At 62.6% G+C, this 18,915-nt stretch carries 17 protein-coding genes; 7 read left to right on the top strand and 10 right to left on the bottom strand.

The genetic code is table 11. The features are described 5' to 3' along the window. Positions 1–11 precede the first annotated feature (11 nt). Positions 12–929, bottom strand: coding sequence for a 1,4-dihydroxy-2-naphthoyl-CoA synthase (locus ACE03M_RS17750; protein ID WP_143922003.1), 918 nt, complete (start codon positions 927–929; stop codon positions 12–14). 44 nt (positions 930–973) lie between these two features. On the opposite strand from ACE03M_RS17750, the gene ACE03M_RS17745 reads away from it, so the two are divergent. After that, positions 974–2,080 (top strand): o-succinylbenzoate synthase, encoded by a 1,107-nt coding sequence (locus ACE03M_RS17745; protein ID WP_485935368.1) that lies wholly within the window; start codon positions 974–976, stop codon positions 2,078–2,080. Between the two features lie 6 nt (positions 2,081–2,086). Here the strand turns inward: ACE03M_RS17745 and ACE03M_RS17740 are convergent, their stop codons facing one another. Together ACE03M_RS17740 and ACE03M_RS17735 are read right to left on the bottom strand one after the other, a co-directional pair. Beyond that, the gene (locus tag ACE03M_RS17740) at positions 2,087–2,800 is read right to left on the bottom strand and encodes a hypothetical protein (protein WP_485935367.1); all 714 of its coding nucleotides are present in this window, start codon (positions 2,798–2,800) and stop codon (positions 2,087–2,089) included. A 23-nt stretch (positions 2,801–2,823) separates the two neighbouring features. Next, complete coding sequence (locus tag ACE03M_RS17735; RefSeq protein WP_485935366.1) at positions 2,824–4,467, bottom strand: alpha/beta hydrolase; 1,644 nt, start codon at positions 4,465–4,467, stop codon at positions 2,824–2,826. Between the two features lie 59 nt (positions 4,468–4,526). On the opposite strand from ACE03M_RS17735, the gene ACE03M_RS17730 reads away from it, so the two are divergent. Continuing rightward, positions 4,527–6,443 (top strand): thiamine pyrophosphate-binding protein, encoded by a 1,917-nt coding sequence (locus ACE03M_RS17730; protein ID WP_485935365.1) that lies wholly within the window; start codon positions 4,527–4,529, stop codon positions 6,441–6,443. Positions 6,444–6,594: 151 nt separating this feature from the next. On the opposite strand, the gene ACE03M_RS17725 is transcribed toward ACE03M_RS17730, so the two are convergent. Both ACE03M_RS17725 and ACE03M_RS17720 read right to left on the bottom strand, forming a co-directional pair. Next, on the bottom strand, positions 6,595–8,136 hold the full coding sequence (locus ACE03M_RS17725; protein WP_485935364.1) for an HNH endonuclease: 1,542 nt from the start codon (positions 8,134–8,136) through the stop codon (positions 6,595–6,597). A gap of 146 nt (positions 8,137–8,282) precedes the next feature. Next, positions 8,283–9,647: an isochorismate synthase gene (locus ACE03M_RS17720; RefSeq protein ID WP_485935363.1), complete on the bottom strand. Its 1,365-nt coding sequence runs from the start codon at positions 9,645–9,647 to the stop codon at positions 8,283–8,285. A gap of 126 nt (positions 9,648–9,773) precedes the next feature. Between ACE03M_RS17720 and ACE03M_RS17715 the strand changes: the two genes are divergently transcribed. Genes ACE03M_RS17715 through ACE03M_RS17700 form a run of 4 tightly spaced genes read left to right on the top strand, consistent with a single transcriptional unit; the run spans position 9,774 to position 13,913 of the window. Further along, entirely contained in the window at positions 9,774–10,478 is a 705-nt protein-coding gene (locus ACE03M_RS17715; protein WP_143921997.1) for a demethylmenaquinone methyltransferase, read from the top strand. A 2-nt stretch (positions 10,479–10,480) separates the two neighbouring features. Beyond that, positions 10,481–11,782, top strand: coding sequence for a geranylgeranyl reductase family protein (locus ACE03M_RS17710; protein WP_485935362.1), 1,302 nt, complete (start codon positions 10,481–10,483; stop codon positions 11,780–11,782). A 44-nt stretch (positions 11,783–11,826) separates the two neighbouring features. Next, complete coding sequence (locus tag ACE03M_RS17705; protein ID WP_485935361.1) at positions 11,827–12,837, top strand: polyprenyl synthetase family protein; 1,011 nt, start codon at positions 11,827–11,829, stop codon at positions 12,835–12,837. Positions 12,838–12,848: 11 nt separating this feature from the next. Then, positions 12,849–13,913 carry a permease gene (locus ACE03M_RS17700; RefSeq protein WP_485935360.1) on the top strand — a complete coding sequence of 355 codons (1,065 nt, stop codon included), beginning with the start codon at positions 12,849–12,851 and terminating at the stop codon, positions 13,911–13,913. Between the two features lie 45 nt (positions 13,914–13,958). Here ACE03M_RS17700 and ACE03M_RS17695 read toward each other — a convergent pair whose 3' ends face one another. From ACE03M_RS17695 to rarD (ACE03M_RS17675), 5 genes are all read right to left on the bottom strand, one after another. After that, positions 13,959–14,702: a hypothetical protein gene (locus tag ACE03M_RS17695; RefSeq protein WP_485935359.1), complete on the bottom strand. Its 744-nt coding sequence runs from the start codon at positions 14,700–14,702 to the stop codon at positions 13,959–13,961. Then, positions 14,699–15,637, bottom strand: a complete 939-nt coding sequence (locus ACE03M_RS17690; protein ID WP_143921992.1) for an ABC transporter ATP-binding protein — start codon at positions 15,635–15,637, stop codon at positions 14,699–14,701. The genes ACE03M_RS17695 and ACE03M_RS17690 overlap by 4 nt, the downstream gene beginning before the upstream one ends. A 2-nt stretch (positions 15,638–15,639) precedes the next feature. Then, positions 15,640–16,041, bottom strand: a complete 402-nt coding sequence (locus ACE03M_RS17685; protein WP_186293021.1) for a GntR family transcriptional regulator — start codon at positions 16,039–16,041, stop codon at positions 15,640–15,642. A gap of 135 nt (positions 16,042–16,176) precedes the next feature. Next, entirely contained in the window at positions 16,177–17,091 is a 915-nt protein-coding gene (gene rarD, locus ACE03M_RS17680) for an EamA family transporter RarD (protein WP_485935358.1), read from the bottom strand. 51 nt (positions 17,092–17,142) lie between these two features. Then, positions 17,143–18,063 carry an EamA family transporter RarD gene (rarD, locus tag ACE03M_RS17675; protein WP_485935357.1) on the bottom strand — a complete coding sequence of 307 codons (921 nt, stop codon included), beginning with the start codon at positions 18,061–18,063 and terminating at the stop codon, positions 17,143–17,145. Between the two features lie 151 nt (positions 18,064–18,214). Here rarD (ACE03M_RS17675) and ACE03M_RS17670 point away from each other — a divergent pair. Further along, positions 18,215–18,915: FAD-dependent oxidoreductase (locus tag ACE03M_RS17670; RefSeq protein ID WP_485935356.1), on the top strand; the 701-nt coding region annotated here is incomplete at its 3' end.

Here is an 18,915-nt window from a genome sequence, read left to right as displayed (position 1 = left end):
GCGGGGGGCGCTCAGTAGTACCAGGGGTAGGGGGACCAGTCGGGGTCACGCTTCTCAAGGAAGGAGTCACGACCTTCGACCGCCTCGTCGGTCATGTAGCCCAGACGGGTAGCCTCACCTGCGAAGACCTGCTGGCCCATGAGACCGTCATCAACGAGGTTGAATGCGAATTTCAGCATCCGCTGGGCATTGGGGGACTTGCCGAGGATCTCCTTGGCCATGGTCAGGGCTGCGGTCTCAAGATCTTCGTGGTCGACGACCTCATTGACGGCGCCCATGTCAGCCATGTCCTGGGCAGAGTAGGTGCGGCCGAGGAAGAAGATCTCCCGTGCCTTCTTCTGTCCGACCATCTTCGCAAGGTAGGCAGAGCCGTAGCCGGCGTCATAGGAGCCGACATCGGCATCGGTCTGTTTGAACTTCGCATGCTGGCGCGAGGCAATCGTCATGTCACAGACGACATGGAGGCTGTGGCCACCGCCGGCAGCCCAACCCGGGACGACGGCGATGACGACCTTGGGCATGGTGCGGATGAGTCGTTGGACCTCGAGGATATGGAGGCGGCCGGCACGAGCCGGATCCACGGACTCGCGAGTCTCCCCGGAGGCATACTGGTAGCCCGAACGGCCGCGGATGCGCTGATCGCCGCCGGAGCAGAAGGCCCAGCCGCCGTCGCGTGAGCTGGGGCCATTGCCAGTGAGCAGGACCGCGCCGACGTCCGAGGTCTGGCGGGCGTGGTCGAGGGCTCGATAGAGCTCGTCGACGGTGTGGGGGCGGAAGGCGTTGCGGATATCGGGACGGTCGAAGGCGATGCGCACGCACCCCAGGTCAGTGCCGTCGGGTTTGACCGCGCGGTGATAGGTGATGTCGGTGAAGTCGAATCCGGATACTTCACGCCACTGGGAGGGGTCAAAGATTTCAGAAACCGTCATGGCCCCAACCCTATCGCCTGTCACCGGACCGATATGGTTGCTCCATGGCTGATACGGAGCAGATCCCCGAGTCGATCGCTGAACTCGTGCCGAATTTCCAGGTTCTCAAACTCCCCATGATCACCCGGTTCCGAGGGATCACCGAGCGCGAGATCATGCTCGTCGAAGGCCCCGATGGGTGGGCGGAGTTCTCCCCTTTCACCGAATACGATGCAGCCGAATCCTCACGCTGGCTGAGAGCCGCTCTCGAATTCGCAGGACTGCTGCCGGGAGTCGCCGAGGCTGGATCCAGTGCCGTCGGTCACTTGGCTGACACCTCAGGTCGGTCAGCCGCCGCCGTCCGATCAGTGGCCGTCAACGCGACCCTGCCCGCGTGTGCAACCTCCGAAGTCGAGTCGATCCTGGCCCGCTACGGACCCGTCGGCACGGTCAAGGCGAAGGTGGCCGAACATGGGATCGACTCCCTGCCCGGTGACTTGGAGCGGCTGCGAGAGTTTCGACGTCTGTTTCCCTCAACGACGCTGAGACTCGATGCGAATGCCGGCTATACGCTGCCCGAGGCGCTCAGGGCCTGCGCCGAGTTCGCGGAATTCGACCTGCAGTACTTCGAACAGCCCGTCGCGGCAGTCGAAGACATGGCGCGGCTGCGGGAGAAACTCGATGGACTGCCTGTGGTCCTGGCCGCTGATGAGTCGATTCGCAAGGCCGAGGACCCCCTGCGAGTGGCAGAGCTGGGAGCCGCCGAGGTTGTCATCGTCAAGGTCCAGCCGCTGGGTGGGATCGCTGCCGCACGTTCGATCATCGAAGCCTGCGGTCTGCCGGCTGTTGTGTCATCGGCATTGGAGTCATCTGTCGGATTGGCCGCCGGGGCCCAGTTGGCGGCCACGCTGCCGCGCACACCTGCGAGCCGCGAAATCCTCGGTGAGCACCCGGCCTGCGGCCTGGGTACTGGAAGGCTCTTCGCCGAGGATGTGGTGAGCGCGGATCTCAGCCTGAGTCCTGTCGACGGTCAGATCCCGGTGACGCGAATCGTCCCGGACCCACAGCGCCTGGAGAGGCTGGCGGTGGATCCGGGACGATTCGACTGGTGGGCGACGCGGCTGCAGGAGTGCTGGAGCGCTCTGCGACCGACGCTCAATTCGCGTTCTTGAGACTGCTCAGTTCGCGTTCTTGACGGCGTCGACGAACGTCTTCGCGGTCTTGGGAACCGCTTCCTCATCCCCGGTATCGGCGATGTTGGCGGCGGTGACGATGTTGTTGCCGACGCGGCTGGTGACGGTGTCGGTGTCGAGGACGGTCTGACCGCCGGCACCGATCTTGGCACGGACGCCGACGCTCTCGTCAGCGCCTTCGACAGTGGCATCGAAGGACTCGTAGGACATCGTCATCTCGATGCCCTGTGACTTGATGGTCACGTCGCTGCACTTCTCGGCGACCTTGGTCGAGTTCTTCAGCTGTGAACCGGCGGCATCCTCGTCGGCCAGGCTCATGAGCGCGACGCTCATTGTGTTGTCCGCTGAGGTTCCAGCGAGGGTGGTGCCGTTGCTCGCCTCAGCGGCGTTGAGAGCAGACATTGCGAGGTCCTTGCACTCAGCAGGTTCGTACTCGGCGCTTTCGAGGGCCTTGATCGCTTCGCTGCCGGAAGCCGCCCCGATATCGACGGACTTGAACGACTGACCATCGACATCTGTGGATTCGATGATCTTCTTGAGCTGATTCTCGTCGAGCTGCTGTACTTCGGGGGTCTCTTCTGCGGCGGGCTGTGCGGCGCCGCCTGCTTCTTCGGCCTGACTGTCCTGGGAGTCAGCTCCCGAACAGCCTGTCAGTGCCAGTCCGGCGATGAGAGCGATGGCTGGGAGTACGCGTTTCATGGGTGACCTCTCGAAGTCAAGGTTCAATCAGATGGAGGAAAGACGGTCACGATGTTGTGACCGTTATAACCATAGACAGTAGGTGTCTGAGATCCGTCATCGACATGTGCCGATTCCGACACATCTGTTGTTTCCTCTGCGTCTTCGGCTGACCTTGCGGCTCGCAGCGAGGCGTCTGCTGGGGCAGGTCGTGGCGAGGTGTCTGATTCGATGGCTCGTGCCGGTGCCGACGATTCATCCGGCGTCGACGCGATGCGCACCGTCGTGACCTCGGACTGCCCCACCGTCGTGAAGTGCTGAGTGCGCTTGCCCGGAATGATCGGGTCGTGCATGGCTGCAGCCAAGCGCCCGGTGAACGTCAGGCGCCCCTTCTTGTCGGCGCGCTGCGGATAGTCGTTCGAGCCTGTCGGCCCGGTGACGGAGATGTCGTATCGGCGACCGGGTTCGTACAGGCCCGGCGTGCGTACCCGGAAGCTTCCGGTCCCAGTCAGGGAGAATCCAGCCGTGCTGACGGAGCCGAAGCACACGATCTGAGCTCGGCGTCGCGAGATCTCGACCCGCCATCCGTGGATATCGAAGAGGGCATGCCCGGTGAGATAGGAGAATTCGCCACCGTCTGCGACGCGGGGGCCACCTCGGCGGTCATCGACGCCGCCACTTCGGCGCTCGATGCTGCGGTGATCGGAGCTGGCATAGTCACGCTGACGTCGCAGGGTCTTCAGCCAAGCGCCGAGCTCTCGTTCCCAACTGTTCCAGTTGTGCAGGCCAGTCGTGCGGGGAAACCACGAATGGCGGATGCCCAGCGAGTTCAATCGCGCAGAGAAGCGCTCGCCCTGCTGATTGACCATCGATTCGAGGAGGTCACGATCTTTTGACTCTTCGAGACTTCCGGACCCTGCACTGAGCCACAGGTTCAGGCCATTCAGGTTCTCCGCGAGGCCGTAGGGGGAGTTGGCGATCCATTCACTGCGGTCGGTGACGGGATCGCCGAACAGCGTCATCGACTTCGCGCCCTCCCGCATGGCGATGATGTCGAAGGCAGGGACCGCAGACAAAGGGTCGAGTGGGGAGGAGAAGGCTGCTGCCCAGCTGTAGCGGTCTGGGTGCCAGGCTGCGTATTTCATCGCCCCGTATCCGCCCATCGACAGTCCCGCCAGGAGCTGGTTCTCCGGTGCGAAGTCCACGGAGAAGGTCTTGCGCAGGAAGTCAGGGATCTCCTTGGTGTGGAAGGTCGGCCAGTCGTGGACCTCGCTGCCGACTGCCACACGAGAGTAGGTGCCGGCTCCCGCATCGGGCATGACGACCAGGAAGGGCGAGTCGAGTGTGAGCTCCTCGGCGGACCCGAAGTCCGTCCATGATCGGAAGTCGTCCCCACCCCCGTGATAGAGGTGGATGACCGGGCTGATCTCCTGCGGAATTCCAGGCAGCAGCACGCGTACTCCGAGGGTTCGACCGAGCGCGGGGGAGTAGATGAAGAACTCCCGCAGTCGGCTCGAGAGTTTGCGTTTGTCTCGGATATGCCATTTCCTCGCGTCCTTGCCGCGAGGTTCAGGGCCGAGGAATGCACTGTTCTGGTCGAGGGTGGGGAAGCGTCCTCTGTGGGAGCGCGCGGCTGTCAGCGAACGGATTGCACGCGCTCCAACCGCGAAGAGAATCGATCGGCGCATGGGTCAACCGTAGGGAGTCAATGTGAACCGCAGGTGGGTTAGTGGTTGAATATCAGGTGATGTTGAATTCGAGCGCAGTGGCGCAGCAGATTGCCCGTGGGTTGGTTTCGTCGGGAGTCACCGAGGTCGTCATCGCGCCCGGGTCCCGTTCCGCACCATTGATCTATGCGCTCGCCCCTCTCGCCGAGGCGGGGGTGATCCGTACGCACGTGCGTATCGATGAGCGTGATGCCGGGTTCCTGGCGCTTGGCCTGGCACGGGGACTGCGCAGTAAGCAGACCGGTGTCGGTGCTGCTGGCGCTGTTGGCGGTGCTGCTGGCGCTGTTGGCGGTGCGGCTGTCACCAGGGGCGCTGCTGCTGGCGCTGGCGCCGTGGCGCTGGTGACAACGTCGGGTTCGGCTGTGGCCAACCTGCATCCTGCGGTGCTCGAGGCCTCCTACGGTCACCTTCCGCTCGTGGCGATCACGGCGGATCGTCCTGCTCGGATGCGGGGGACTGGTGCAAACCAGACGATCGACGACCAGTCGCAGGTGCTCAGCGATGTGCGCGCTCGAGTCGATGTGCCTGCCGGAAGTGCTGATGCACAACATCTGCTAGCCGAGGCGGTTGCGATCTCGCTGGGCACGGACACTGGTAAAGCTGGCCCCATCCAATTCAACGTGCAATTCGATGTGCCGCTGGTGCCGACTGTGGCGGAGCTCGCCGATTGGAATGCCACGGTGCAGACGCTGGCAGCAGCGGGGGCAGCGGAATCAGACGGGGCAGCGGACTCAGACGGGACAGTGGAATCAGCGGAGTCAGCGGAGTCAGCGGGGGATGCTGCGCGCAGCGCCGCGAATACTTTGAGGAGCACCTCGGTCCGAATTCTTCCTGGCACGGTCATCGTGGCCGGTGATGCCGGCGGCCACTCTGCCCAGGCTCTGAAATCCTTGGCTGAGACTTATGCAATCCCAGTCCTGGCCGAGCCCTCGAGCCCTCTCACCCCTGCTCTGCGGAACTCACCTGCTGCAGTGCCGGCGCATGCCCGTGTGCTCAGCGAACGTGAGGACCTGCGATCAGCGATCCGCACCGCGATCGTGCACGGGAAGCCGACTCTGACCAGACCTGTCGCCGCGCTCCTTGCCGATTCCGAGGTGGTGGTTCAGCGGTTGCCCGATGATGTCGACGCGGTGTCGCTGACCGTGTCGTTCTCGGAGCCGGAAGTCAAGGAAGCCAGCGACAGCACCCGTCACGGAGATCGCGTCGGCGCCGAGGACCGCACAAGCGATACATTTTCGTGCGTCAGCGAAGACACGACGTGGCGCGACGAGTGGGTGAGAGCCGGCGAGGCGATCATTGCCGCTTCTCGGCATGAGCGCGAGCGTGCGGCCGCGTCGAAGCCGACGACCGCTCGGGCGATCACCGAGCATCTGGCCGGCCGCACCATCAACCTCTTTGCGGCGAGTTCGAATACGATCCGCTATCTCAGTGAGGCCACTGATGTGCGAGCGCGAATCCACGCGTCACGCGGGTTGGCCGGCATCGACGGCCTGATTTCGACCGCCACGGGGCTCTCCCTTGCGCTCGAAGAACAGGTCGTGCTGGTCATCGGTGACGTTGCAATGCTCCACGACGTGGGCGGCCTGCTCACGCCGAGCGCTGAAGTGGCCGGGAACGTGCTCATCGTCGTCCTCAACGACGATGGGGGTGCGATCTTCTCCGGGCTCGAACACTCGCAGGAGCATGTGGCACCGTATCTCGAAAGATATTTCACGGTTCCTCACGGCCGGGACTTCAGCGATCTCGCGACTGCCTATGGGTGGGAGTATTCGTGGGTGGGACCTCAGGACGAGTCGAGCCTGCTCAGCGACTTCATCGCAGAGTTTGAGCAAGCAGTCTGCGGTGTAGAGGACGGCAAAGCAGCGGACAGCCCACAAACGAGGTCCCCACAAACGCGGACGCACGGCCGTCGAATCATCGAAGTGGATCTGACCTGATCAATCTGACTGGAGCACTCCACCAGAGCAATCGGACGTGAGCAGAAGGACAGGACAGAGGGACAGGACAGAGGGACTGACCCGAGGACCGTTCAGTGGAAAGAGCTTCAGCAATCGCGACCGCTGACGGCTCTGGTGCCGCGGCGGTAAGTCAGCCGGTGTCCCTCAGCATCAGCTCCTTGAAGAGTTCTTCGACCGGGCTCAGTCGAGGGAAGTCGACGACGTCTTCGTTCGCTTCCGGCGCGGATTTGCCGCTGGGGTGACTACCGGCTGCGCCGGAACCGCCGCAGCCGCCTGGCGCGTCAGTGTCTTTGACGTAGTCAGGTGCTGCGGAATCATCAGGGTCTGCGGGCTGGTCAGTGTCTCCCGAAGTGGTGTACTTTCTCGGCGGTGGGTGACTGAACTTGGTGACGAACGGGGGAGTGGCCGACTCGTACTCTTCACCGGTGGGGGTCGAGACGGTGAGGTCGTCGGCAGTCGCCTCGTGCTTCCACCCGGGGTGCTCCTTGGCATAGTTGCAGGCCGCACACAGTCCGGAGGCGTTGGACCACTGGGTCTCTCCGCCTTCGGCTACAGGATTCGCATGATCGGCGTGCTTGATCGGGGCGTCACACCATAGGGTCCGACACACGTCGTCGCGGAAGACCACCATGCGTCGCAGCAGGCCGCCGAATGTGCGCCGGCGTGAGTCCATGCCGACCAGCTGCCCTGTGTCTGGTGAAGTGAACATTCGGCGGATGAAGGACCGGGCCCGATTTGCCGCCAGGAAGTTCCGTGCTGTCTTTGCCGGCAAAGGCCTATAGCTCGGAATCCACGCAGGAACCTGTCCGTCAGAGAACAGACTTTCGGCCTCCATCACGATATGGACCTCAGTGCGCACATCACCGGCAGAGTCCTGTCCCGTGAGCCGTTCGACGAAGATATCGGCCATCAGCTGATTGCGGCCGCGGTCGAAGTCCTGGCCGTTGAGCTTGTGCTCGGCGGCAGCGGCGTCCAGACTTTCAAACGCAGCAACGGCCTGCTGCAGAGGCAGAGTAGCGCTGAGCATCGCCATGCCGTTGTTCAGTGCGCTCAAGGACACATGGCGATTCGCGCTCGAAGCTTCGGCCCTTTCGTGCGCATTGTCGGAGGACACGTTGGCCGCCAGGGAGCGGGCTTCGGTGCGTAGCCGGCGACTGCCGGCAACGGAGGCACGGTCTTTGAGCTCTTCGTCGACGAAGAGACGCTCGCCGGGAGTGAGCCAAGCCGTCTCATCGGCGATGATGCGAGCTTTGGCTTCGGAGATGGAGCCGTCGGCCAGCGCCTCGTAGGTGCGAGGCAGGTCGTTGACGACAGCTTTGGACGTTGAGAGAAACTTGCGCCCCGTCGCGGGTGAGACCCGTTTGGCCAGTGCGATCTCGTTGCCTGCGTACTTCCCCTGTTCGCGTTTGGGCACGTCGTTGGCAGCATCTTCGCGCTGGCGGTGCCTACGGAAGGCGACGGCTTCACGGGCTTGAGCGGCGGCGGCCGCGGACGTGAGCTCCTCGAGCGCGCGGATGCGGGTCTGGGCCTCCCACGCACCGTCTGCTGGCTCGAGGTCACGCAGAGTCGTGCACCACCGATCGATATCGGTGGTGATGCCCGGAAGCCGGGCCCACGAACCAGGGCCCCGATAATCGGGGTGGTCCGGGTCATCCGCAGGATGCGTGAACATGTGAAGAGACTATGCCGAGCCACTGACACAGCCACTGACACGAAAAGTCAAAACCTTGACACGATGTCAAGGCAGGTGAGGTCCGGCCAAGGCGGTGAAACTGTGTCGAAGCTACGAGGCGGCCAGACTGCGACACGGTCAGCTTCCTATTCCAAACCCAGCGCACGGCGCATCGGAGCGAATTTCGCTTCGGTCTCGGCCACCTCGGCGAGGGGATCCGAATCGGGCATGATGCCGGCACCGGCGAACAGACGGATCCGATTGCGGTCCTCGAGCTGTCCGCAGCGCAGGGCGATTCCGAACTGACCGTTGCCCTGGTCGTCCATCCACCCCACGGGGCCCGAATACCGGCCGCGATCGAGTGGTTCCAACTCGTCCACGTGGGCAACTGCGCTGGCCTGCGGATACCCGCCGACGGCCGCGGTCGGATGCACAGCGGCCGCGATGTCGAGGGCATTGAGGCACGAGTTCTCCGGCAGGTGGGCCGAAGCATCCGATGCCGAGTGGATGACGTTGGCCAATGGCAGAAGGTGCGGCCGCTCGTCGACGGTGACATCATCAGCGACGAGTCCGAGGCTGCGCTGGAGCGAGGCGATCGCGAAGGCATGTTCGGTGCTGTCCTTGTGAGCGCTCAACAGCTTCCTGGCAGCGGGCATCTCGGCCGTCGGGTCGTTCTCCACCCGATATGTGCCCGCGAGCACGCGCGAGGTCACCCGGTTGTTCTCGACGCCGATGAGCAGCTCCGGCGTGGAACCGATCAGGCCGGCGACATCGAAGGTCCAGCAGCTGGGGTAGCTGCGGTTGAGTGCACCAAGCACGGACCGGACGTCGATGTCATCGTCGGTGGTGACAAGCTCATCACGGGCCAGCACGATCTTGCGCAGCGTGGAATCGTCGGCGAAGGCGTCCACCTCAGCGGAGTCTCCGACTGGCGTGAGCATGTGCGAGACCTTCGCGACCAGGTCCGCCCAGGAAGCGCTGTCGAGGTCGCCGGGGGAGGCCGTCGCCGAGGTGACTAGGCGCAGCGGTTCGGACTTCAGTACCGGCGGGGTGGGGGTGCTGCCCTCACCGATGATCGACGTCATCCACACGCGACCACCTCGGCGTCCGAGCACGAATTCGGGGACGTGGATGAGGGAATCGACCTCCGATTCGCCCGAGTAGGCGACGGTGGCGAAGCACATCAGTCCAGAGCCGAGCAGGTCGACCTCGTCCTCGATGGTCGCGGCGTCCGTGATGGCCTTCCACGCCTCGGAGAGCTCGGTGAAACGATCGCGGCCGCGGGCACGGATGCGCAGCGTGCGGCCGAAGCCGATGAGGCCAGATGTGTCGCGGACCCAGCAGGAGAACGCCGAGGTGGGCAGGAGCTCCAGCGTCTGTTCGACGGTCGTGGGCAGTCCGGATTCGAAAGGGAATCCAGGTCCAGGTTCGACGTCGTCGACGAAGCGAGATCGCACGTGCAGGCGCGGGGGCGCGGTGCGGATGTCAGAGGTATCGAAGGTCGTAGTCATTTCAGGCCCACTCTAGTCGAGGATTTCGGCACGACGATGATGACTGTGGCCAGTTCCACACCGCGAAGAGCATGGAAACGGGTCCGCGAATTCGCCCCCGGCATCAGGTGTTGAGAGAATAGTGCCATGAACCGTGCTCAGCTGGACAAGCAGCCCGCCGACGTCGCGTCGATGTTCGATGACGTCGCCTCCCGTTACGACCTCACCAACGATGTGCTCACCTTCGGTCTGGCGCGCACCTGGCGTCGGACGGTTGCGCACTCGGTGGCTGCCGGACCCGGAGAACGCGTCCTCGATCTCGCGGCCGGCACGGGAACGTCGTCGATGACATTCACCCATCATGGCGCCGAGGTGGTCGCCGGTGACATCTCACAGGGCATGCTCACCGAGGGTCGACGTCGCCACCCGAAGATCGACTTCATCTACGCCGATGCGATGGATCTGCCGTTCTCCGACGCCAGCTTCGATGTCGTCACCATCTCCTTCGGCATCCGCAACGTCAACGACGTCGACACCGCGTTGGCAGAGATGCTGCGAGTGCTCAAACCTGGTGGCCGACTCATCATCTGCGAGTTCTCGACACCGACGTTCGACCCCTTCAGCCTCGTCTACAAGGAATACCTGATGCGCGCGCTGCCCGCCGTGGCGAAGGCCGTGTCCTCGAACCCCGAGGCCTACGTCTACCTTGCCGAGTCGATCCGTGCCTGGCCTGACCAGGACGAATTTGCGCAGCAGATCCTCGGTGCCGGCTTCGACCAGGTCAAGCACCGCAACCTCACGGGCGGAATCGTCGCCATTCACCACGCACTCAAGCCGGGCGCCGAACGCTGACCATGAACAACTTCGAGGCCGAGGTCATCGTCGTCGGGGCGGGCCCTGCCGGATCCGCCATCGGCACTTACCTGGCGCAGGCCGGCCATGAGGTCATCATCCTGGAGAAGTCCGAGTTCCCACGGGACAAGATCTGCGGCGATGCTCTGACCCCGCGTGCGGTCAAGGAGGTCGGGTTCCTCGGGATGGAGACCCCCGAATCCGAGGGATGGCACAAGAACAGAGGCCTGCGTCTCATCGGTGGCGGGCACCGTTTGGAGATCGATTGGCCCGAGATCGACGGCACCCCGAACTATGGTCTGACGAAGCCGCGGATGGGCATGGATGAGGCCTTTGCCCGCCACGCCCAACGCAGCGGTGCCCGCCTGTTCGAGCAGGTCAAAGCCATGTCCCCGGACATCGGCGTTGATGGCTGGATCAAAGGAATTCATGCCTCCGGAACCGACCACCGCGGCCGTCGGGTCGGACCTGAGGCTCACTTCAGCGCCCCGATCGTGATCGCTGCGGACGGCGTCTCCTCACGTCTGGCAGTGGCCATGGGCCTGGAAAAGCGAGACGACCGCCCGATGGGTGTGGCCGTGCGCGCCTATCATTCCTCGCCGAGGCATGCCGACGACTACATCGAGAGCTGGGTCGAGATGCGCTCGAGCAATTCGGCGGGCGAATCCGAGGTTCTGCCCGGGTACGGCTGGCTCTTCCCGCTGGGTGACGGCACGATCAACATCGGTGCCGGTCTGCTGGATTCCTCACCCCAGTTCGGCTCCGTGGACTTCCGGGCGGTGATGGGGCAGTGGATCGCGGATATGGGACACGAATGGGGCATCGACGAATCCACCTCGTTGGGCCCGATCAAATCCGCAGCGCTGCCGATGGCCTTCAACCGCACCCCGCACTTCCACAAGGGGCTCCTGCTCGTCGGCGATTCGGGTGGGATGGTCAACCCCTTCAACGGGGAGGGCATCGACTATGCCCTTGAATCCGCTCGACTGGCCGCCGAGGTGATCTCCACCTATTCCCGCTACCCGCAGCGCGTGATGCGGGAGAAACTGCAGGAATACCCGGCGCTGGTGGGTGATTCCCTGGGCGGCTACTTCACCCTGGGGCGCGTTTTCTCCGCCATTATCGGCCACCCTGCACTCATGCAGTTCGGAATCAAGTACGGTATGGGTGTTGAGGTTGTGATGGAATTCGTCGTGAAATTATTGGCGAACCTCTACCGCGACCCGAAGGTCTCTGAGGCCGATCTCATCGACCGGGTGATTGCAGCTCTCACCCGAATCGTGCCGGCTACCAGCAATGCCTGAGCTCACCAGCGACTACGACACTGACTACGATGAATGACGAGGACATGAGCCACCTAGCCTCTCCGGCGACTTTTATCGGTGCCGATGCCCAGCTTGCGGCGGATATCTCCACTCAGTTGGAAGCCGTCGAGCGCAGGCTCTACGAAGTGACCGCGCAGACGCGGAAGCTGCCGGACACCACATCCAAACATCTCCTCGCAGCTGGTGGCAAGCGTGCCCGTCCCAATCTCCTGCTGCTCACGGCACGCCTCGGTGAGGCTGATCGTGAGGAGATCATCGACGCTGCCGTCGCCGTGGAACTCATCCACTTAGCCTCCCTGTATCACGATGATGTGATGGACGATGCCCCGGTTCGCCGAGGTGCCCCGGCCGCTCACGAGGTGTGGGGCAATTCCGTTGCCATCCTCACCGGTGATCTCCTGTTCTCGAAGGCTTCGGGAGTGACGGCGAAGCTCGGCCCCGAGGCCGTTACGGTTCAAGCCGAGACCTTCGAAAGACTCGTCCTGGGCCAGCTCAACGAATTCGCGGGCCCACCCGAGGACACGGACGCGATCGATCACTACATCCAGGTGCTCGCGGACAAGACAGGATCTCTCATCGCCACCTCGGCGCAGTTCGGGGTCATGTTCTCACTCGCGGATCAGGCGCTGGCCGAGCCTGTGCGGGTCTTCGGTGAACGTGTCGGCATCGCCTTCCAACTAGCCGATGACATCATCGACCTGACGGCGGCTTCCTCGGTGTCGGGCAAGACCCCCGGCACTGATCTGCGCGAAGGCGTTCCGACCTTGCCGGTGCTCTATGTCCGGGCCGCTGCGGCCGACGGCGACAAGGCGGCCGCCGAGGTGGTCGAACTCCTCGACGCGGATCTGACCACCGACGAAGCGCTCGAGTCTGCCCGTGCTGCCTTGGCCGCTCACCCGGTGACGGTCCGAGCACGCGACGAGGCGACTCGCTGGGCCGAGGACGCGAAGGCAGCGCTGGCCCCCGTCCCCGAAGGACTGGTCAAGGAGTCGCTGTTCGCGTTCGCCGATTCGGTGGTCTCACGCACAGCGTGAGGATCTGATCCTTGACGAGCCAGGCCGTTGCTGAAGCAGGAGGTCGTCGGCGACTGACCACTGTCGACTGGGTCGGACTCGGCGTGCTCGTGATCTTCCTCATCATCGGCCTGAGCTGGTCGAAGTGGATGCCCTATTGGGACAAGGCCTGGACGATGAGCCAGACGTCCGTTTGGGATGGCAGTCCACTGTTCGAAGCTGCTGGGGACACGTTCTCCTTGGCTGGAGCCTGGGACTTCACCTTGGTGTACTTCATCTCGGTGTGGAAGGCCCTGCTCGTGGCGCTCGTAGTGGCTGCGGCCATCGATGCCCTGGTGCCGCGTGATTGGCTGCTGCGGGTGATGAATCGTCGCACCCACACCAGCCAGTCACTCGTCGGCGCGGTGATGTCGCTGCCGTCGATGATGTGCACCTGCTGCGCGGCCCCGGTGACCGCAGGACTGCGGAGTTCGGGCGTTATGCGAAGCGCCGCCTTGGCCTACTGGGTGGGCAATCCGCTTCTCAACCCTGCAGTTCTGATCTTCCTTACGCTCGTCCTGCCCTGGCAGTACGCTCTCACCCGATTTGTGTTCGGAATCCTCATCGCAGTCGGTGCCAGCGCGCTCATCGGCCGGTGGATCAAGGGGCGCGTCGAGGCGGTTCCCGAACAGAGTCCGGAGCCGCTGAGGATGTCGTCTCTTCCCCAGCGCTACCTGCGATCGCTGTCGAAATTCACGCTCATCCTCGTGCCCGAGCATCTTGCTCTGGTCTTCGTCATCGGACTCATCAGTCCATGGCTGTCGGGAGTGTACGGGCTCGAGCCTCAGGCCGGTGCTCTCGCAGTGCTCATCGCTGCTGTTGTGGGCACACTCCTGGTGATCCCGACAGGGGGAGAGATTCCCATCATCATTGCGCTGCTCGCCGCAGGGGTGGGAGCGGGCACTACCGGAGCCCTGCTGATTGCACTCCCGGCACTGAGCATCCCGTCGATGGTGATGGTCGGAAAGTCCCTCGGCTGGCGCACCACCACCGCTATGGGCAGTGCTGTCGCCCTCGGAGGGGTGCTCTCCGGGGTCGTGCTCATGTTCGCAAGCTGATTCGAATGCTCGCGAGCTGATTCGATCAGAGACGGTCAGCTGTTTTCAGGCAGTCAACCGACGCAGAGTGAGGTACGAACCCGCGGCGAAGACCACGCCCAATCCCAGGGCCCAGAGCGTCAGTCCCATGCTCTGAGTCTCGAGGACCCACATCCATACCTCGAGCCAGGCTCCGTTGAGGCTGATGAGTGCGGCGCCGCTCAACAGGACGAGTGCGATGACGAGCAGCGCGGTGGTGAGGATGAGAGCTCCGAAGCGCTTGTGCACGATGGCGAACCAGAAGCCGAGGATGAACACGAGCATGGTGAGGGCGAAGTAGGTCAGCCCCGCTGCGAACGGCCCACCCTCCCACACCCAGGGGAGGTAGGCGAAGAACCCGTTGATGCCGTAGCCTTCAGTGGCCTGTTCGATGAGACCGAGGAGGACGAAGACGGTGGATATCGCAGCGGCGCTGATGCCGGCTGCGGTCAGTGATCCGAGATAGAACTCGCGACGTGTGAGGCTCATGGCCTGCGAGAAGTAGAAGGTCAGATTCATCGCCTGCGCTCCGACCACGGCGAAGTACCACAGAGGTGCCTGGGATCCACCACTGTACATCGGCCCTTCGACTCCGGAGGCGGAGATGATCCAATAGATCAGCAGCGTGATCAGCCAGACTCCGCTGAGCACGATGACTGGTACCCAGACGAAGGTCTGAGTGTTCATGAAATGGAGCCGGACGATACCGAGTATCCGACTCTTCGAACGAGTCGAGTGCTGATTGCCGAGTGCTTGTGTGGTTGCGGTCATGACTGAAGACTCCTGACATCAGTGTCGGTGAGGGGACCGGTGTTCTCATCCTCGTTCGAGGAAGTGGTGTCTGCCTGTGTGGTGCGCACGATGAGCTGCTGAAGCGATACCGGAGTGAGATCCAGATTCGCGTCGGCAATGAACTCACGATCGACGTCGGAGAGCTGACCGAGGATCGTCACCGACGACACACGCCCCAGCGCTTCCCGGTGGATGACCTCTCGACCGGCGACCAGACGCTGAACCGAGTCAGCATCTCCGACGATGTTGACTGCGCGTGTGCGTGCCTCTTCCGTGGACTCATCCATGATGATCCGGCCGCGATCGATGACGATGACATTCTCAATCAGGTTGGCCACCTCGTCGATCAGATGACTCGACAGCACAATCGTTCGTGGGCACTCCGCGTAATCGGCGATGAGGCGGTCGTAGAACATCTGTCGAGCTACTGCGTCGAAGCCGAGATAGGGCTCGTCGAAGAAGGTGATCTCGGCCCGAGACGCCAAGCCGATGATCACTCCTACTGCCGACTGCTGACCCCGGGAGAGCTTCTTGATCGGTGTCTTCAGGGGAAGACGGAAGTCGTCGATGAGCTCCTCTGCCAAGGACTGGTCCCAGCAGGGGAAGAACAGGCGAGCGGTGGCGATTGCGTGTTTCGCTGTGGCGTCCTCGGGATATTTCTGACTCTCCCGTACGAAACACATCCGATTGAGGACGCGAGCGTTCTCGTAGGGATGCTCACCGAAGATCTCGACATCGCCGCTTGTGGCGAAGTTCTGCGCGGTGAGAATGGACATCAGAGTGGTCTTGCCGGCACCGTTGCGGCCGAGGAGGCCGTAGATCGAGTCCTTTTCGATAGACAGACAGACGTTATCGAGGGCGGTGGCGTGCTTGTACTTCTTGGTGAGGTCGCGTGCGTCGATGACGGAGGTCATTTTCATCCCTTCGCGGTAGTGGGGCCCAGGCGGCGTGAAGTGCCGAGTTCTCTTGAGTGGTCGGCGATGAGGGCGATGACTTCATCGCGGTTGAGTCCTAGCCTGCTGGCTTCTGAGAGCAGCGGGGCGATGAATTTGTCGGAGAAGGTGGACTTGTATTCATTGATGAGCAAGGTTCGGGCTCCTTCCTTCACGAACATTCCGATTCCGCGCCGTTTCTCGAGAACTCCTTTGGCAACGAGCTGGTTCACGCCCTTGGCGGCGGTCGCGGGATTGATCGAATAGAAGCTTGAGAGTTCGTTCGTCGACGGTGCCCGAGACATCTCCGGCAGAGTGCCGTTGATGATCGAATCCTCGACCTGTTCGGCGATCTGTGCGAACAGTGGTTTGGCTTCGTCGATCACATCAGCTCCATGTGTATTGGTTAGTTACATAACTAATGAACCATGTAGGTGATTGACTTGTCAAGAGTGCGCCGATTTCGGGGACGATTGAAAGCCGGTCTGCAGCGATGAGCGAAGCTGGGAGTGGGGAAGTGGCTAGAGCCTGCGGCGGCTTTGGCGGATCATGTCGACGCTGAGCAGGACGACGGCGATCCAGATGACGAAGAATCCGATCCAACGGGTCGTCGACATCATCTCACCGAGGATGAAGACTCCGGTGATGAACTGCATCGTCGGGGTGATGTACTGCAGCATCCCGACCCACGACAGCGGAATTCTTCTTGCCGCAGCACTGAAGAGAATGAGTGGAATCGCCGTGGCCGGGCCGGTGATGAGGATGATGATGACGTGGCTGGCACCGAACCCGGTGAACGTGGAGAGACCCTGTGCACCGAGGACGATAAGGAAGATCAGGCTGGGCACGGACAGCACTGCACTCTCGATAGTCATGCCTTCGAGGGCTCCGACCCGATTGCCGACCTTGTTCTTCACGAGTCCGTAGAGACCGAACGAGATGGCTACAGTGAACGAGAGGTAGGGCATCCGACCGAGGCCGATGCCGACGATGACGACGGCGATGAGGCCGAAGCCCACAGCAGTCCACTGCAGCGGACGCAGCTTCTCACCGAGGAAGATCACGCCCAGGCCGATCGAGATGAGCGGATTGAGGTAGTAGCCAAGTGACACCTCGACGAGGCGGCCCGTTTCGACGCCATAGATGAACGTCGTCCAGTTGACCGCGATGAGTACCGAGGCCAGGGTGAGCAGCCAGAAGGTCGAACCTGAGCGCACCACATCCCAGGTGCGTCTGAAGCCGCCGGTGAACGTCAGCAGGATTGCGCAGAAGAGCAGCGACCAGACGACCCGGTGCGAAACGAGCTCAAGGGCCCCGGTCGGGGCTGCTGCGGCGAAGAGCAGGGGGATGAGCCCCCACAGCAGGTAGGCGGAGAGTCCGTTGATCAGCCCGGCACGGCGGAAGGCGTTCTCATCGGGGGCTGAATCTGCGATCACACACAGAGTCTAGTGAGTCGCAGCAGCCTGTCGGACCGCCGGTGACAGGGACTACCCCAAATGCGGTCGTCGTCGGTTCTGCTGGACCATGTCCGTGCACAGTAGGATGACGGCGATCCAGATGATGAGGAACCCGATCCACCTCGTCGTCGACATCGCCTCACCGAAGAGTACGACGCCGAGGACGAACTGCATCGTCGGTGCAATGTACTGCAGCATTCCCACCCAGGAGAGTGGAATTCGCCGGGCGGCTGCGCCGAAGAGGATGAGCGGGATCGCCGTCAGCGGTCCTGTGGCCAGGAGCAGGACAACGTGCCAAGGCCCGAATCCGATGAATGTTCCATTGCCCTGTACAGCGAGATAGGCGAGGAAGGCGAGGCTGGGAATGGTGAGTACCGCGGTCTCGACGGTCATGCTTTCGAGCGCACCGACCTTCCCCCCGACCTTGTTCTTCACCAGTCCGTAGAGGCCGAAGGAGAGCGCCACCGTGAGCGCCAGATAGGGAAAGCGGCCGATCCCGATGCCGACCACGATTACTGCTGCCGCTCCGAAACCCACCGCGGCCCACTGCAGCGGGCGCAGCTTCTCCTTGAGGAGGATGACGCCCAGGCCGATCGAGATGAGCGGGTTGAGGTAATAGCCAAGCGAGATTTCGACGAGGCGGCCGGTTTCGATGCCGTAGACGTAGGTTGTCCAGTTCACAGCGATGAGCACGGATGCCAGAGCAAGCAGCCAGAAGATCTTTCCCGAGCGCATCACCAACCAGGTGCGGACAAAGCCCTTGGCGAAGAAGAGGAGGATGGCGCAGAAGATCAGCGACCAGATGATCCGATGGGCGACGATCTCGAACGCGCCCGTCGGAGCCGCAGCGGCGAAGAGCAGGGGAATGAGACCCCAGATGATGTAGGCAGCGGTTCCATATCCCAGTCCGACGCGTCGGAGGGCAGATTCTTCGGGTGCAGAGGCGTTCACAGGCCGAGTCTAGGCAGCGCACAGGAAGCTGGCGATTCCGACTGATGCCTGAGATGAAGCCGAAGGTCGAGATGCGAGCTTCGTCACGTGTTTGTTAGGAGGACCTTCTTTGCCGATACAATCGGAGATGACTTACTAGAGAGGTGTGAGAATGACGCGTCCCTTCCGTGTGGCTATTGTGGGTGCCGGTCCTGCCGGGATCTATGCTGCTGATCTGCTGACAAAGGCCGAGCGTGACTTCGAGGTCAGCATCGACCTCTTCGAGCGTCTGCCGACTCCGTTCGGTCTGGTCCGCTACGGAGTCGCTCCTGACCACCCACGGATCAAGGGCATCATCAATGCCCTGATCAAGGTCCTCGACCGCGGTGATATCCGTTTGTTCTCGAACGTCGAATACGGTGCCGACATCGCCTTGGGTGAGCTGACGGATCGCTATGATGCGGTGATCTTCTCCACCGGCTGCTTCATCGATGCCTCGTTGAACCTGCCCGGAGTCGATCTGCCCGGTTCCTATGGCGCCGCTGACTTCGTCAACTGGTACGACTCGCATCCGGACGTGGCCCAGACCTGGCCTTTGGATGCCGAAAAGGTCGCGGTCATCGGCAATGGCAATGTTGCTTTGGATGTTGCACGCGTGCTGGCGAAGCAGGCTGATGATATGCACACGACGGAGATTCCTGATCATGTCTACGAGGGTCTGAAGTCCTCGAAGGTCACCGATGTGCATGTGTTTGGTCGGCGTGGTCCTGCGCAGGCGAAGTTCACCCCGTTGGAGCTGCGTGAGCTGGGGCATGTCAAGGATGTCGACATCATCGTCTACCCCGAAGACTATGAGTTCGATGAGGGGTCGCT

It is taken from the genome of Brevibacterium sp. AGC70 (genome assembly GCF_057334195.1).
Note: the sequence above shows the minus strand (reverse complement) of the source record. Positions and strands in the feature narration are given on the sequence as shown.

Bases quoted from the DNA above. Each gene is read 5' to 3' on its own strand.
- ACE03M_RS17715 (WP_143921997.1), top strand. From the start codon at position 9,774: ATGAACCGTGCTCAGCTGGACAAGCAGCCCGCCGACGTCGCGTCGATG.
- ACE03M_RS17720 (WP_485935363.1), bottom strand. From the start codon at position 9,647: ATGACTACGACCTTCGATACCTCTGACATCCGCACCGCGCCCCCGCGC.
- ACE03M_RS17690 (WP_143921992.1), bottom strand. From the start codon at position 15,637: ATGACCTCCGTCATCGACGCACGCGACCTCACCAAGAAGTACAAGCAC.
- ACE03M_RS17705 (WP_485935361.1), top strand. From the start codon at position 11,827: ATGAGCCACCTAGCCTCTCCGGCGACTTTTATCGGTGCCGATGCCCAG.
- ACE03M_RS17695 (WP_485935359.1), bottom strand. From the start codon at position 14,702: ATGACCGCAACCACACAAGCACTCGGCAATCAGCACTCGACTCGTTCG.
- ACE03M_RS17710 (WP_485935362.1), top strand. From the start codon at position 10,481: ATGAACAACTTCGAGGCCGAGGTCATCGTCGTCGGGGCGGGCCCTGCC.
- ACE03M_RS17740 (WP_485935367.1), bottom strand. From the start codon at position 2,800: ATGAAACGCGTACTCCCAGCCATCGCTCTCATCGCCGGACTGGCACTG.
- ACE03M_RS17745 (WP_485935368.1), top strand. From the start codon at position 974: ATGGCTGATACGGAGCAGATCCCCGAGTCGATCGCTGAACTCGTGCCG.
- ACE03M_RS17735 (WP_485935366.1), bottom strand. From the start codon at position 4,467: ATGCGCCGATCGATTCTCTTCGCGGTTGGAGCGCGTGCAATCCGTTCG.
- ACE03M_RS17750 (WP_143922003.1), bottom strand. From the start codon at position 929: ATGACGGTTTCTGAAATCTTTGACCCCTCCCAGTGGCGTGAAGTATCC.
- ACE03M_RS17730 (WP_485935365.1), top strand. From the start codon at position 4,527: ATGTTGAATTCGAGCGCAGTGGCGCAGCAGATTGCCCGTGGGTTGGTT.
- ACE03M_RS17725 (WP_485935364.1), bottom strand. From the start codon at position 8,136: ATGTTCACGCATCCTGCGGATGACCCGGACCACCCCGATTATCGGGGC.